Genomic DNA, 14,019 nt, shown 5'->3' on the forward strand with positions numbered 1-14,019 from the left:
GTGGGATACGCAGATCTGGTCTTCACGGGTGGCGTGCGCGGAGGGCGGGTGTTCCTCGCCGATGCCGCGCGCACCACGGCGCACGCGGTCGCCGTGACGGACGGGTTCATCAGCGCGGTGGGGCACGACGTCGCGGCGCTGATCGGGCCGGAGACCGAGGTGATCGACCTCGCCGGCGGACTGCTGGTGCCCGGTTTCCAGGACGCGCACGTGCACCCGGTGTGGGGCGGGTTGGACATGCTCCGCTGCGATCTGTCCGCTCTGGCCACCCGCGAGGAGTACCTCGACCGGATCGCCCGGTATGCGGCCGCGCACCCGGACGACGAGTGGATCCTCGGGGGCGGATGGCAGATGTCGGCGTTCCCCGGAGGCACACCGACGGCAGAGGACCTCGACTCCGTCGTGCCCGATCGCCCGGCGTTCCTGCCGAACCGTGACGGACACGGTGCCTGGGTCAACTCCCGTGCGCTCGCGCTCGCCGGCATCACCCGCGAGACGGCCGACCCCGCGGACGGGCGGATCGAGCGCGATGCGACCGGTGCCCCCAGCGGCACGCTGCACGAGGGCGCGATGGGCCTGGTCAACCGGCTCCTGCCGACCGAGGCGCCCGAGCGGCTCGTCGAGGCGCTCCTGCAGGGGCAGCGCCACCTGCACTCCTACGGGGTGACGGCCTGGCAGGATGCGATCGTCGGCACCGAGTACGGCGATGCGGGCGATCCGCTCCCGGCCTATCGGACCGCCGCCGCATCCGGGATGCTCACCGGTCGCGTCGTCGGCTCCCTGTGGTGGGATCGATCACGGGGCCTGGAGCAGATCGACGACATCGTGCGCCGTCGGGACGAGAGCACGGTCGGCCGCTTCCGGGCGCGCAGCGTGAAGATCATGCAGGACGGCGTCGCCGAGAACTTCACCGCCGCGATGCTGGAACCGTACTGCGACGGCCACGGGCACCCGCGCGAGGATTCGGGGATCTCCTTCGTCGAACCGGAGCTGCTCAAAGAAGCCGCGACCCGGCTCGACGCCCTCGGCTTCACGCTGCACTTCCACGCGATCGGCGACCGCGCCGTGCGCGAGTGCCTCGATGCGGTCGAGGCCGCGCTCGTGCAGAACGGTCCGCGCGGCAACCGGCACCACATCTCCCACATCCAGGTCGTGCACCCTGACGACATCCCACGGTTCCGGGCCCTCGACGTCACCGCCAACATGCAGATGCTGTGGGCGACGCTCGAGCCGCAGATGGTCGACCTCACCATCCCGTTCCTCGGGGCGCAGCGCAGCGCGTGGCAGTACCCGTTCGGCGACCTGTTGCGTTCCGGCGCCGCGCTCGCGGCGGGCAGCGACTGGTCGGTGAGCACGCCGAACCCGATGGCGGCGATCCACGTGGCCGTCAACCGCCGTTCCGCGCCGACCGAGTGGGAGGGCGACTACGAACCGTTCCTCCCGGAGCAGGCGATCGACCTCGCCACGGCCCTCGTCGCCTACACGGCGGGATCGGCGCGGGTGAACCACCTCGACGACACCGGGACGATCGCGGTGGGGATGCGGGCCGACCTCGCCCTGCTCGACCGGGATCCGTTCGAGCATCCCGCGGAGGAGATCGGCCTGACCGAGGTGCGCGGCACCTGGGTCGGGGGAGAGCGGGTGTTCGACTCCGTGGGCGACTGAATGACACCACACCGACAATTACGCCGAGGGGAATCGGGGGGAGTAGCTCAGGGCCCCTCGGTCGCTAACCGCCCCCCAGACCTGGTGCGTTGCGATCTCCTCGGCGGCCGCCGGACGCACAACGATCTGCGTGCGAAAGGTGGGGCCGGCGTAGACCTCGGGAAGCCACCAGTCGAACACATCGACGTGAGAGTGGAGTTTGCCGCCTAATCGTATATCGGTCGCTCTTCGCGATGTGGTGCGGGTTTCGCTGGTCCGTCCCCCGAATGGTGGACAGACAGGTTCTGCTGGAGTGCGGGATGCTTGTGCGCGCGGCGGGTCGAGTGATCGGAGAAACACAGTGAGATATCGAACAAAGGTTTCGGCTGGGGCGGTGGTGGCCTCCGTGGCTCTGATCTGTACGTGGGTGGGTCCGGCATATGCGTCCGAGGATGTTGACACGGTTTCGGTGGCAGACGTTGAGCGGGCTCTTGCCGGAGTGAGGGCAGGTTTGGTTGAGGATGCGGCGGCGTCTTCGCGTACAGATGATGCGGTGGCGGTGCTCGATGTCGGAGGAAGCACGGTTACCGTGCCGCGGGATGCGTCCGAGGGAGTGAAGCTCGCCGTCGGGGATGCTGCGGTGGGCATCAGCCTTCCTGCTGCGGAAGGGGGTGAAGCGGGCGTCTCATTGGAATCGGGGGCTGTCGCATACCCCTCGGATAACGGTGTGGCTAACACGGTCGTGCCATTTTCAGATGGTGTGCAGATGCTCACCACGATCGCTTCATCGAAAGCTCCCGAGCGCTTCGCCTACGGAATCGACGTTCCTGTCGGCGGTTCGGTGATGTTGGTCGAGGACGGATCAGCGGTGGTTGCGGATCGAGATGGCATCACGGTGCTCACAACGAATGTGCCATGGGCGGTCGATGCGAACGGCGCTGCAGTTCCGACTCGATACGAAGTTGATGGCACTCAGCTCGTGCAGGTCGTTGAACACACTGCCCGCGATGTGGCCTATCCGGTCGTCGCCGATCCGACCTATTGGTGGGGAGGGAAAACGTGGATCCCCGCGAACAAGGTCTCGATCAGTCAAACTGCGTCCATCCTGTACGCACTGATTCCAGGATTTGTTGGCCCGGTAGCTCTCTACAACGTGGGGCTGGGGCTTTGCAACCAGGCCGGTAAGGGCATCTGGGTGTACTGGACCTGGGCGGGTCACATCTGGTGTACAGGACCGTAAGGAGATAAGGAGCTTCAACCATGGTCTCTCTCAATGAACTTGGCCCTATGGCGAAACGGAAGCGCAGTCTTCTCATCATCAGCTGGGTGGCGCCTGTCCTCGCGCTGGTCGCAGCTATCGTTTTCTGGAATGACCCTCCAATGCTGAGCGCGATCGCTGCAGCGATCTTGCTGCTCATGATGACGGCGCTCTATCTTGTAGAAAGAAGATTCTCCAGAGCCCTTATCGCGGCTCTGAGGCGTCAACAAACATGAAGTGACGAACGAGAAGGGGTGAGAGCGGCTGCGCTCACCCCTCCGCTGTTCCGGACTAGCGGCTAGTGCCCTCGTTGAGGTTCGCGTGGGTCGTAGCGAGGGCTGTAGTCGGGCTCGTAGTACGAGGGTCGAAGGTCGTCATCTGAAAACCCGTGTTCTCGCGTCAGCCTGCGGCGGCCTCGTCGGCCACGGAGAGCGCTTCGTCGAGCACGGTGAGTCCGCGCACCAGGTCTTCTTCGCTGATCACCAGCGGCGGGGCCACGTGCATGCGGTTGAAATGCGTGAACGGCCAGACACCGGCCTTCTTGGCGGCAGCGGCGAAGGCGCCCATCGGAGCGGCATCCGCGCCGGAGGCGTTGAACGGCACGAGGGGCTCGCGCGTCGCCTGGTCACGGACCAGCTCGACCGCCCAGAACAGTCCGAGACCGCGCACATCCCCGACGCTCGGGTGCTTCTCGGCCCAGGAGCGCACGGTCGGACCGACCACGCGTTCGCCGAGGTCGCGCACGCGCTCGAGGATGCCGTCGCGACGGAACACCTCGAACGTCGCGACGCCCGCCGCACAGGCCAACGGGTGCCCCGAGTAGGTCAGCCCGCCGGCGAAGGGCATCGTGTCGAAGGCGCTGGCGATGCGGTCGGAGATCACCACGCCGCCGAGGGGCACGTAGCCCGAGTTCACGCCCTTCGCGAAGGTGATCAGGTCGGGGCTGGCGTCGAACGCGTCGATGCCGAACCATTCGCCCAGTCGCCCGAATCCCACCATGACCTCGTCGGCGATGTAGACGATGCCGTAGCGGTCGCACAGCGCGCGCACGCCCTGCAGATATCCGGGCGGCGGCACCAGCACGCCGTTGGTGCCGACGACCGTCTCGATGATGATCGCCGCGATCGTCTGCGGTCCCTCGAGCTGGATCGTCTGCTCGAGATGCGCGAGTGCTCGTTCGGACTCCTGCTCCGGGGTCTCGGCGTGGAACGGCGAGCGGTACAGGTACGGTCCGAAGAAGCGCACGGCGCCGGAGTCGACGGTGTCGTTCGCCCAACGCCGCGGGTCGCCGGTGAGCGAGATCGCGGTCGATGTGGAGCCGTGGTAGCTGCGGTACATCGACAGCACCTTGCGACGGCCGGTGAACTGGCGGGCCATGCGCACCGCATACTCGTTGGCCTCGGCGCCGCCGTTGGTGAAGAACACCTTCTCAAGACCTTCCGGCGCGACCTCGGCGATCAGACGCGCGAGTTCCCCGCGCACGTCGTTGGCGATCGCGGGCTGGATCGTCGCGAGACGCCCGGCCTGCTGTTGGATCGCCGCAACCAGGTCGGGATGCTGGTGCCCCAGGTTCAGGTTCACGAGCTGGCTCGAGAAGTCGAGGTACGCGTTGCCCTGGTAGTCCCAGAACGTCGAGCCCTCGCCCGCGGCGACGGGAAGCGGATCGATCAGGCCCTGCGCGCTCCAGGAATGGAACACGTGGCCGCGGTCGTCCGCACGCACCTGCGCTTCGGCCTCGGGCGCGGGGAGCGGGTGCGAGACGCCGTGGCGGTCGGTGAAGTTAATCATCGTGGTCGCTCCTCGTCAGTGGTTGCTCGGGAAGCCCAGGTCGACCTGGGAGGGCGTGTGGTCGGGCCACCGGGTGGTGACGACCTTGGAGCGTGTGTAGAAGTGCACCGACTCGGGACCGTAGATGTGGGAGTCTCCGAACAGCGAGTCCTTCCATCCGCCGAACGAGTAGGCGCCGATCGGCACCGGGATCGGCACGTTGACGCCGACCATGCCGACCTCGATGTCGAACTCGTACTGCCGGGCCGTGCCGCCGTCGCGCGTGAAGATCGCGGTGCCGTTGCCGTAGGCGTTGGCGTTGACCAGCTCGACCGCCTCGGCGTAGGTCTCGACGCGCACGACCGACAGCACCGGGCCGAAGATCTCGTCGTCGTAGACCTTCATGCCGGGCGCGACCTCGTCGATCAAGCTGACGCCCAGGAAGAAGCCCTCCGAGTCGAACTGCTTCTGCGTGCCGTCGACGACGACCTTCGCGCCCTCGCCCTCGGCGCCCGTCACGTACGAGGCGACCTTGTCGCGGTGCTCGCGGGTGATGAGCGGACCCATCTCGCTCGCGGCATCCGTGCCGGCACCGATCGTGAGGCCGCCGATGCGATCGGCGATCGCGGTGACGAGGTCATCGGCGATGTCGCCGACGGCGACCAGCACCGAGACGGCCATGCAGCGCTCGCCGGCGGAGCCGTAGGCGGCGGAGACCGCTGCGTCGGCAGCCGCGTCGATGTCGGCATCGGGCATGACGACCATGTGGTTCTTCGCGCCGCCGAGCGCCTGCACCCGCTTGCCGGCGGCCGAGGCGCGCTGGTAGATCGAGCGGGCGATGGGGGTCGAGCCGACGAAGCTCACGGCATCGACCCGGGGCGACTCCAGGATCGCGTCGACGGCCTCCTTGTCGCCGTGGACCACGTTGAGCACGCCGTCCGGCAGCCCGGCCTCGGCGAAGAGCTTCGCGAGCCACACGGAAGCCGACGGATCCTTCTCGCTCGGCTTGAGGACGACCGTGTTCCCGCAGGCGATCGCCGAGGCGACCATCCACAACGGCACCATGACCGGGAAGTTGAACGGTGTGATCGCCGCGACGACACCGACCGGCTGCTTGACCGAGTGCACGTCGACACCGCGCGACACCTGCTCGCTGCGTTCACCCTTGAGCAGATGCACGAGTCCCGCCGCGAACTCGACGTTCTCGATGCCGCGCGACACCTCGCCGGCAGCGTCCGAGAGCACCTTGCCGTGCTCGGAGGTGACGATCGCGGCGAGTTCGGGTGTGCGCTCCTTGAGCAGCTGCCGCAAGCGGAAGAAGACGTCGGCGCGCTTGATCAGGCTCGTCTCGCGCCAGGCGGGGAGCGCGGCCGCCGCCGCGGCGATGGCGGAGTCGACCTCGGCGGTCGAGGCGAATGCGACCTGCTTCGACACCTGGCCGGTGGCGGGGTCGAAGACCTGGCCGGTGCGGGCCGCTTCTGCGGCCTCCACTCCGTTGATGACGTGACGGACGATGTCCACGATGTTCCTCCGAGGCTGAAGAATACGGATTCGAACACTCTGACTGAACGTTCGATACGCTGATGTTCCTCAATGATCACAGAGCGGAAGAGCGTCGAGTGGTGTCAGAACGTCAGGACTTGAGCCCGCATCGGACAGATCGTCCGAGTCGGGCAGGGGGTGTGCTCACGGTGGCCGACGTTCTCGCCGATCCGGTGCTGCAGGCGGGCGCACTGGACGTGGTCGTGGGCGGCGCCGCTCTCGATGCCGACGTGCGCTGGGTGCATGTCTCCGACAGCGCAGGAGTCGCCCGACTGCTCGACGGCGGCGAGCTGCTGCTCAGCACCGGGGCGGGATGGCCGACGGCTCCGGACGAGCTGCGCGACTTCGCGAGAGCCCTGCACCGTGCGGGGATCGCGGGCATCGTCGTGGAGCTCGGGTCCGGCCAATCGCAGATCCCCGATGCCGTGACCGAGGTGTGCCGGGACGTCGGTCTCGCCCTGATCGCCCTGACCAGCGAGATCAAGTTCGTCGCGGTGACGGAGTCGGTGCACAGATCGCTCATCGCCGCTCAGACGGATGCGCTGCACGAACGCCAGCGCCTGCACGAGCTCTTCACTGCGCTGAGCCTGCAGGGCGCTCCGGCCGACGTCGTCGTCGCCGAGACCGCGAGAGCGCTCGGCGCGCCCGTCGTGTTGGAGAACCTCGCGCACGAGGTGATCGCGCTCGAGACCCTGCGGATGCCGGTCGCGCAGGCGCTCGGACAGCTCGACGCGGCCGATCGCATCCCGGTGCAGGCGCGGGGGGTGCGGTGGGGAACCCTGCTCGCCCTTCCGGGCCCCGTGCACCCGGCGGGCCGGCACACGGTGCTCGAACAGGGGGCGACGGCACTGGCCTTCGGCTGCCTGGCGGACGGGGGCGACACCGAGTGGTCGCTGCTCGCGCAGCGGGGCATCATCGACGATCTGCTCGGCGCGCGGTTCGCGAACCCGGCCGACATCGCCGCCCGTCTGGCTTCGGGCGGGTTCGCTCTTTCGGGTCGGCATTGCCACGGCTTCGTCGCCCGCGGGGCGGAGTCGGCGGCCGAGCTCGCCTACCGGGCTCGGCAGGCCGGGGCCGCCGTGGTCGCCGCCCGCGTGGGAGAGGATGACGTCGCCCTGCTATCGCTCCCCGAGTCCGCGCTGCTCACCGATGCTCTCGCCGTGCGCATCGCCGGGCCCGCGCGCACGGTCTTCGTCGGCCCTCCCGCCGAAGATGTCCTGGGGCTGCTCGCCTCATTGCGCGCGGCGAGAGACCTCGCGGCGAGCGACCGCTCCGAATCCGGCCCGCGCGTGCGACGCGTCGACGACCGTCCGCTCGAGCGCTTCGTCGCCTCGTTGCGTGACGATCAGCGCCTGCTCGCGCACAGCGAGCGGATGCTCGCCCCGGTCGTGGCGTACGACCGCGACCGGCGCGGAGACCTGCTCGACGTGCTCGCGGCGCTCGTCACCCACCCCGGAAATCGCTCCGCGGCGGCGGCCGCGAGCCACCTCTCGAGATCCGTCTTCTACCAGCGGCTCACCCTGATCGGTGATCTGCTCGACGTCGACCTCGACGACGGGGAGACGCTCGCCGCGCTCCACCTCGCGCTGCTGGCGAAGCGGAGCGCGGTGCCGGTGGCCTGACCCGTATCCGCCCGATCGGTGCGCGCGAGGGTCAGAGCACCGACTGCGCGCGTATCAGCACGTCGCGCAGGATCTGCTCGATCTCGCGGAATTCCGAAGGCCCGACGGTGAGCGGCGGCGCGAGCTGGATCACGGGGTCGCCGCGGTCGTCGGCGCGGCAATACAGACCGGCCTCGAACAGGGCGGGGGAGAGGAAGCCGCGCAGCAGCCGCTCGGACTCGTCGTCGTCGAAGGTCTCCTTGGTCGACTTGTCCTTCACGAGCTCGATGCCGAAGAAGTAGCCGTCGCCCCGCACGTCGCCCACCAGCGGCAGGTCGAGCAGCTTCTCGAGCTCGGTGCGGAACAGCGGGGAATTCTCGCGCACGTGCGCGTTCAGCCCCTCCTCATCGAAGATCGCCAGGTTCTCCAGAGCGACAGCGGCCGACACCGGGTGTCCGCCGAACGTGTAGCCGTGCGGGAAGGACAGATCGCCCTTCGAGAAGGGCTCGTAGATACGGTCGCTGACGATGGTCGCGCCGATGGGGGAGTAGCCGCTCGTCATGCCCTTGGCGCACGTGATCATGTCGGGCACGTAGCCCAGGCCCGTGCAGGCGAAGGTGTGACCGAGGCGGCCGAAGGCGCAGATGACCTCGTCCGAGACGAGCAGCACGTCGTGGCGGTCGCAGATCTCGCGGACGCGGGCGAAGTAGCCGGGAGGGGGCGGGAAGCATCCGCCGGAGTTCTGCACCGGCTCGAGGAACACGGCGGCCACGGTGTCAGCGCCTTCGAAGAGGATCATCTCCTCGATGCGGTCGGCCGCCCAGCGTCCGAACGCCTCGAGGTCGTCGGCGGGTCCACCCATCTCGGCCGCGCGGTAGAAGTTGGTGTTGGGCACGCGGAAGCCGCCGGGGGTGACGGGCTCGAACATCGACTTCATCGCCGGGATGCCCGTGATCGCCAGCGCGCCCTGCGGGGTGCCGTGATACGCGACGGCGCGGGAGATCACCTTGTGCTTGGCGGGCTTGCCCTGCAGCTTCCAGTAGTGCTTCGCGAGCTTGAATGCGGTCTCGACCGCCTCGCCGCCCCCGGTGGAGAAGAAGACCTTGTTGAGGTCGCCCGGAGCCTCGTCGGCGAGACGGTCGGCCAGCTCGATCGCTGCCGGGTGCGCATACGACCAGAGGGGGAAGAAAGCCAGCTCGGAGGCCTGCGCCGCCGCGGCCTCGGCCAGCCGACGCCGACCGTGGCCGGCGTTCACGACGAAGAGTCCGGCCAGGCCGTCGAAGTACTCCTTGCCCTTGGCATCCCAGATACGATGCCCGTCTCCCTTGACGATGATGGGCACACCCGACTCCGCCATCGTCGACTGCCGGGTGAAGTGCATCCAGAGATGGTCCTTCGCCATCGTCTGCAGTGCGGACTCGGAAGGGATGGTGCGTGCGGTGCTCATCTGGTCCCCCAGTTGTAGAGCTGCTTCTGCAGCTTGGCGTAGATGAAGGTTTCGGTGGAGAGGACGCCATCGATCGGGCGGATGACGTCGTTGATCAGCGCGAGCAGGTCGTCGTCGTCCTCGCAGACGACCTCGGCGAGGACGTCGAACGATCCGACCGTGATGACCACGTAGTCGACGGACTCGATCGCGGCGATGGCCTCGGCGACACGGCGCGCGTCGCCGGACACGCGGACGCCGATCATGGCCTGGCGGTGGAAGCCCAGCTGCATCGGGTCGGTGACGGCGACGATCTGCATCACACCCGACTCGGTGAGCCGCTGCACCCTCTGGCGCACCGCGGCTTCGCTCATCCCGACGGTGCGGCCGATCTCCGAATACGAACGACGGCCGTCCTCTTGGAGCAGCTCGACGATCGTCTTCGAGACCGCATCGAGGGAAGGGTGCTTCTTCGCCGGACTCATGGTGCGATCTTCGCACTCCGCAATGCGCTCGGCAACCGATTTCGCAGAATCTGGCGATTCGTCCAGCGGAATCGGCAGGAAATTCAGCTCTCGAGCGGACCCAGCCAGGCGTTCGCCGCCGTCGAGTGCGCGGATTCGGGGTCGGAGGGGTGGAACGCCCCGGCCAGCACGTCGCGGTAGAGACGCGACAGCTCGTTGGCCGAGAAGTACGACCCGCCACCGGCAACGAGCATCGCCTCGTCGACGACGTGCTTGGCCATCGTGATCGCCCGGTGCTTGACGCCGGAGAGCTGCGGGAACCAGCGCGCGCCGTGATCGACGCGGTCGTCCACATCACGGGCGAGGGAGGCGATCTGCGGCGGCAGGGCGTCGTAGGCGATGGCCATGTCGGCGATGCGCCAGCGGATGTCGGGGTCCTGGCTGTAGGCGAGGCCGGTCTTCTTCGAGTGCCGCTTCTGCGCCGTCGTCACGGCGAGCTCGAGCGCTCGCCGGGCGATGCCGGTGTAGACGGAGGCGAGCAGGATCTCGAACACCGAGAAGATGCCGAACACGATCGGATCGGGGCTGGGCCCGGGGTCGATGCGCCGCACCACGTGCGCGGCATCGGCCACGGCGCCGTTCAGCCGGGTGGTGCGGCTCTGCGTGCCCCGCATGCCGAGGGTGTCCCAGTCGTCGGACGTCGTGACGGCGTGCGTCCGCTCCACGAAGGCGAACACGAGCTTCGGCCCATCGGGGCTGGTGGTGTCGAGGCCGTGCAGCCCCAGCCGCGTCCAGACCGGAGCGAGGGAGGTGAAGATCTTGGTCCCGGTGAACGCGTAGCCGCCGTCGCCGTCGGGCACGGCCGCGGTGTCGCTGCCGAACAGCACCAGGTCGTTGCCGCCCTCGCTGATGCCGAAGGCGAAGACCTCGCCTGCCGCAGCGCCGTCCTGCACGAACTCGAGGCCGGGGACGCCTCTGTCGGAGAAGACCTTCGCCACGCCGGTCCACACGAGATGCATGTTGATGGCCAGCGCCGTCGCCGGCGCGGCACCGGCGAGACGCTGCTGCAGGATCGCGGCCTCGGCGAGTCCGAGCCCCGCCCCTCCGCGCTCCTTCGGCACCAGGATCGACAGGTAGCCGGCCGCGCGCAACTCGTCGAGGTCCTGCTGGGGGAAGGTGTTCTCGCGGTCGTGGATCGGTGCGCGCTCGCGGATGCGCTCGAGAAGGTCGTCGGGCAGGAGCGTCGCAGGGTCGAATGTCATGCCAGAGCCTCCAGAAGCTGACGGACGGATTCCTCCGGGCGGTCGCGGTGCAGGGAGTGTCCTGCACCCTCGACGACGGAGAGGGTGATCAGGGGGTTCGCCGCGAGGACCTCGTCGGCGAGTTCTCCCGTGAAGATGCTGTAGACCGCGGGGTCGGCGCCGATCACATGCGTGGGCACGGTCAGACGCGCAGCCTCTGCCCGTACGTCCCAGGGCTGATTCTGGGTACTGGTCTGCTCCACCGCCCACGCGCTCGCACGCAGCACCGCGTCGACCTTGAGCTCCTGATCCTGCGGATGCCAGTGCGGATGCTCCGCCTGCACCACTTCGAGGCGAGTGTCGGCGAATGCGCGCTCCTGGCTCCGTCGCACGATCGCCGCATCGCGCCCGCCCACCTGGATCGCGGGGTCGATCAGCACCAGCCGTCGAGTCCATTCCGGGGTCGATGCCGCCGCGACCGTGCTGGATGCGCCGCCGAGCGAATGGCCGATGACCGCGTCCCACGCGCCGCCGCCGTCCGGGAGGGTGGCGGCGAGATCGGCACCGTACGCGGCCACCGAGTAGTCGAGAGCGCGCGGTGCATCGCCGTGACCCCGCAGGTCGACGGCGGTCGCGTGCCATCCCGCTGCGGCGAGAGCGTCTCCGAGACGCCACATCAGTGCTCCTGAGGAACCGAGACCGTGGACGAGGAGGGCGCGACGGGATGCCGACGGGGAGCCCCACGAGATACGGGGCAGGGTGAGCGGGGCGGGCATGGCACCAGCCTACGACCGGTGGTGTTCAGGCGGCCGGGATCACCCGAGCCGCGTCAGGCGAGCGGCACCAGCGGTGGGAGGTCGGCGGCGATCGTCAGCACGCGCTCCGCGGCCGCGTGGCCGGCGGAGAGGCGCGCGGCGAGGTCGGCTCCGTCGAGGGTCGCCGCCAGGAAGCCGGATGCGAACGCATCTCCCGCGCCGACCGGCTCGACGACGTCGACCACGGGAGCGGGCACGAAGATCGGCTCGTCGTCGCCATGGAAGGCGGTGGCGCCGACATCGCCGTCCTTGACGACCAGCAGCGCGCAGTTCGGGAGGAAGGTGCGGATCTCGGCGGGTGTCGCGGTACCCCAGATGCGCTCGGCCTCGTCTCGGCCGACGAAGGAGATGTCCGCGGTGTCGGCCAGGCGGGCGAGCGTCTCTGCGGCATCCTCCCTGCTCCACAGCGGACGCCGGTCGTTCACGTCGAACGACACGAGGGCTCCCGCGGTGCGGGCGTCGGAGAAGAGCTGGTCGACCGTCTCGCGGCACGACGCGGACAGCGCGGGGGTGATCCCGGTGGTGTGCACGATCCGCACCCCGTCGAGACGCCGCGCGGTCAGGAACCCCGGCTCCATGCGGGAGGCAGCGGATCCCCGACGGTAGTAGTAGACGGAGGAGGATTCGGCGCCCGGGTCCTTGAACATCACTCCGGTGGGCGCGGCATCGTCGCGCTCGACCCACAACTCCACACCCCGCCGCTCGAGCTCGGACGCGACCCTGTCGCCGAGCGGGTCGGCGCCCAGGCGCGACGCCCAGGCGACGCGGTGTCCGGAGGAGGCGACGCCGGCGGCCACATTGGACTCGGCGCCGGCCAGGCCGATCGACGCCTGCGCGGCGTCGGCGAGCGGGGCATCCGTCGGAGTGATCAACGCCATCGTCTCGCCGATGCAGACGATCTCGGGGGCAGAGGTCGAAGAGATGGGGGAGCTCATGAGGGGGTGACCGCCAAGGGTTCGGTGTCGGGATGCGGGCTCGCGTCGCGGTGACGCAGATCGGGGAAGGAACGGACGAAGACGACGGCCACGAGCAGTCCCACCGCGGCGAAGATCGTGGCGGCGAGGTAGGCGCCGCGCCAGTCGCCGACATCGACGAGGAAGCCGGCGACCGCGGATCCGGCGGCGGCGCCGATGAGCTGACCGGTGCCGGCCCAGCCGAAGGCCTCAGCGGTCTCGCTGAACTTCACGCTGGCCGAGGTGATCGCGAAGAGCACGGCGAGAGCCGGAGCGATGCCGATGCCGGCGAGGATCAGGGTGCCGCCGAGCCAGAACACGTTGAGCATGACCATCGTCAGGCCGAGGCCGATCGTGACGATCAGCAGACGGCGCGCCATGGCCCACGGCCCGATGGGGATGTGACCGAAGGCCAGACCGCCGGCGAGGCTTCCCGCCGAGAACACGGCGAGCACGAGACCGGCCGCGAGGCTTCCGTGCTCGAACGTCGCGACGACTCCCACCTCCACAGCCGCACAGGCTCCGATCAGGAGGAAGCCGATCACGGTCGCTAGCAGTACGGGCGGCTTGAGCACGACCTTGCCCAGAGCGTTGCGGCTCCGGGGGATGCGGACCCGTCCGACCTCTGGGGAGAGGATGAACCAGGCGCCGCCGCCGACGAGGATGATCGCCACCAGCAGCAGGCCCTCCGGCGTGCCGATCTGGGTCGAGACGAGCGTGATCACGACGGGGGCCAGCACCCAGATGATCTCCTGCAGCGACGCGTCGAGGGAGAATAGCGGCGTGAGGTTCGAGGAGTTGACGAGCTTCGGGTAGATGGTGCGCACCGCGGCCTGGACGGGCGGGGTGGAGAGTCCGGCGACCATGCCGAGAGCCATGTAGCCCGGTACCTCGAGCGGCAGCAGTGCGAGGCACAGCACCGCCACGACGCACACCGACAGTGTGAGCGTGAGCACGCGTCGCATGCCCCAGACGCCCCTCCAGCGGCTGGTGATGGGACCGGCGATCGCCTGGCCCACACTGGTCGCGGCGAGGACCAGGCCTGCCGATCCGTACGACCCGGTCTGCTGCTCGACGTGCAGCAGGATCGCCAGCGACATCATTCCGTTGGGGAAGCGCGCGGTCAGCTGAGCAGCGATCATGCGCGCCACTCCCGGCGTGCGAAGAAGATCCCGATATCCCGCCACCAGACCACGGTACCGGGCCGCGGGGTCGGCCGCCGAAGAGGTCGATCCGCGACACGCCCGCGACACGCCGAAGGTCGATTTCCACAGGAATCCGAATGTCGGTGGGGCGTCGTAACGTCCC

The 14,019-nt window shown here is 68.8% G+C and carries 12 protein-coding genes; 4 read left to right on the plus strand and 8 right to left on the minus strand.

The genetic code is table 11. The annotated features are described in order from the left end of the window. The 3 genes from GLO27_RS16710 (at nt 1) to GLO27_RS16720 (ending at nt 3,138) form a co-directional block, all read left to right on the plus strand. Nucleotides 1-1,665 carry an amidohydrolase gene (locus tag GLO27_RS16710; protein ID WP_167255779.1) on the plus strand — a complete coding sequence of 555 codons (1,665 nt, stop codon included), beginning with the start codon at nt 1-3 and terminating at the stop codon, nt 1,663-1,665. 532 nt (nt 1,666-2,197) lie between these two features. Next, nucleotides 2,198-2,884 (plus strand): hypothetical protein, encoded by a 687-nt coding sequence (locus tag GLO27_RS16715; RefSeq protein ID WP_167255781.1) that lies wholly within the window; start codon nt 2,198-2,200, stop codon nt 2,882-2,884. A gap of 20 nt (nt 2,885-2,904) precedes the next feature. Next, nucleotides 2,905-3,138, plus strand: a complete 234-nt coding sequence (locus GLO27_RS16720) for a hypothetical protein (protein ID WP_021199966.1) — start codon at nt 2,905-2,907, stop codon at nt 3,136-3,138. 163 nt (nt 3,139-3,301) lie between these two features. Here GLO27_RS16720 and GLO27_RS16725 read toward each other — a convergent pair whose 3' ends face one another. Both GLO27_RS16725 and GLO27_RS16730 read right to left on the minus strand, forming a co-directional pair. Further along, complete coding sequence (locus GLO27_RS16725) at nt 3,302-4,690, minus strand: aspartate aminotransferase family protein (protein WP_167255783.1); 1,389 nt, start codon at nt 4,688-4,690, stop codon at nt 3,302-3,304. 15 nt (nt 4,691-4,705) lie between these two features. After that, nucleotides 4,706-6,190 (minus strand): CoA-acylating methylmalonate-semialdehyde dehydrogenase, encoded by a 1,485-nt coding sequence (locus tag GLO27_RS16730; protein ID WP_021199964.1) that lies wholly within the window; start codon nt 6,188-6,190, stop codon nt 4,706-4,708. Between the two features lie 170 nt (nt 6,191-6,360). Between GLO27_RS16730 and GLO27_RS16735 the strand changes: the two genes are divergently transcribed. Then, nucleotides 6,361-7,833 (plus strand): PucR family transcriptional regulator ligand-binding domain-containing protein, encoded by a 1,473-nt coding sequence (locus tag GLO27_RS16735; RefSeq protein WP_347878408.1) that lies wholly within the window; start codon nt 6,361-6,363, stop codon nt 7,831-7,833. 31 nt (nt 7,834-7,864) lie between these two features. On the opposite strand, the gene GLO27_RS16740 is transcribed toward GLO27_RS16735, so the two are convergent. The 6 genes from GLO27_RS16740 to GLO27_RS16765 all read right to left on the minus strand — a co-directional run bounded on the left by GLO27_RS16740 (nt 7,865) and on the right by GLO27_RS16765 (nt 13,898). Continuing rightward, nucleotides 7,865-9,259: an aspartate aminotransferase family protein gene (locus GLO27_RS16740; RefSeq protein WP_167255787.1), complete on the minus strand. Its 1,395-nt coding sequence runs from the start codon at nt 9,257-9,259 to the stop codon at nt 7,865-7,867. After that, complete coding sequence (locus GLO27_RS16745; RefSeq protein WP_021199961.1) at nt 9,256-9,723, minus strand: Lrp/AsnC family transcriptional regulator; 468 nt, start codon at nt 9,721-9,723, stop codon at nt 9,256-9,258. Before GLO27_RS16745 ends, GLO27_RS16740 begins: the two co-directional genes overlap by 4 nt. Nucleotides 9,724-9,806: 83 nt before the next feature. Then, nucleotides 9,807-10,964 (minus strand): acyl-CoA dehydrogenase family protein, encoded by a 1,158-nt coding sequence (locus tag GLO27_RS16750; protein WP_167255789.1) that lies wholly within the window; start codon nt 10,962-10,964, stop codon nt 9,807-9,809. Beyond that, entirely contained in the window at nt 10,961-11,719 is a 759-nt protein-coding gene (locus GLO27_RS16755; RefSeq protein ID WP_167255791.1) for an alpha/beta hydrolase, read from the minus strand. Before GLO27_RS16755 ends, GLO27_RS16750 begins: the two co-directional genes overlap by 4 nt. 53 nt (nt 11,720-11,772) lie before the next feature. Beyond that, on the minus strand, nt 11,773-12,693 hold the full coding sequence (locus tag GLO27_RS16760) for a sugar kinase (RefSeq protein WP_167255793.1): 921 nt from the start codon (nt 12,691-12,693) through the stop codon (nt 11,773-11,775). Continuing rightward, nucleotides 12,690-13,898, minus strand: coding sequence for an MFS transporter (locus tag GLO27_RS16765; RefSeq protein WP_347878409.1), 1,209 nt, complete (start codon nt 13,896-13,898; stop codon nt 12,690-12,692). The genes GLO27_RS16760 and GLO27_RS16765 overlap by 4 nt, the downstream gene beginning before the upstream one ends. Nucleotides 13,899-14,019 lie beyond the last annotated feature (121 nt).

Source organism: Microbacterium sp. Be9, from assembly GCF_011754135.1.
Lineage (GTDB): Bacteria > Actinomycetota > Actinomycetes > Actinomycetales > Microbacteriaceae > Microbacterium > Microbacterium maritypicum_A.

Bases quoted from the DNA above. Each gene is read 5' to 3' on its own strand.
- GLO27_RS16720 (WP_021199966.1), top strand. From the start codon at position 2,905: ATGGTCTCTCTCAATGAACTTGGCCCTATGGCGAAACGGAAGCGCAGT.
- GLO27_RS16725 (WP_167255783.1), bottom strand. From the start codon at position 4,690: ATGATTAACTTCACCGACCGCCACGGCGTCTCGCACCCGCTCCCCGCG.
- GLO27_RS16740 (WP_167255787.1), bottom strand. From the start codon at position 9,259: ATGAGCACCGCACGCACCATCCCTTCCGAGTCCGCACTGCAGACGATG.
- GLO27_RS16745 (WP_021199961.1), bottom strand. From the start codon at position 9,723: ATGAGTCCGGCGAAGAAGCACCCTTCCCTCGATGCGGTCTCGAAGACG.
- GLO27_RS16750 (WP_167255789.1), bottom strand. From the start codon at position 10,964: ATGACATTCGACCCTGCGACGCTCCTGCCCGACGACCTTCTCGAGCGC.
- GLO27_RS16755 (WP_167255791.1), bottom strand. From the start codon at position 11,719: ATGCCCGCCCCGCTCACCCTGCCCCGTATCTCGTGGGGCTCCCCGTCG.
- GLO27_RS16760 (WP_167255793.1), bottom strand. From the start codon at position 12,693: ATGAGCTCCCCCATCTCTTCGACCTCTGCCCCCGAGATCGTCTGCATC.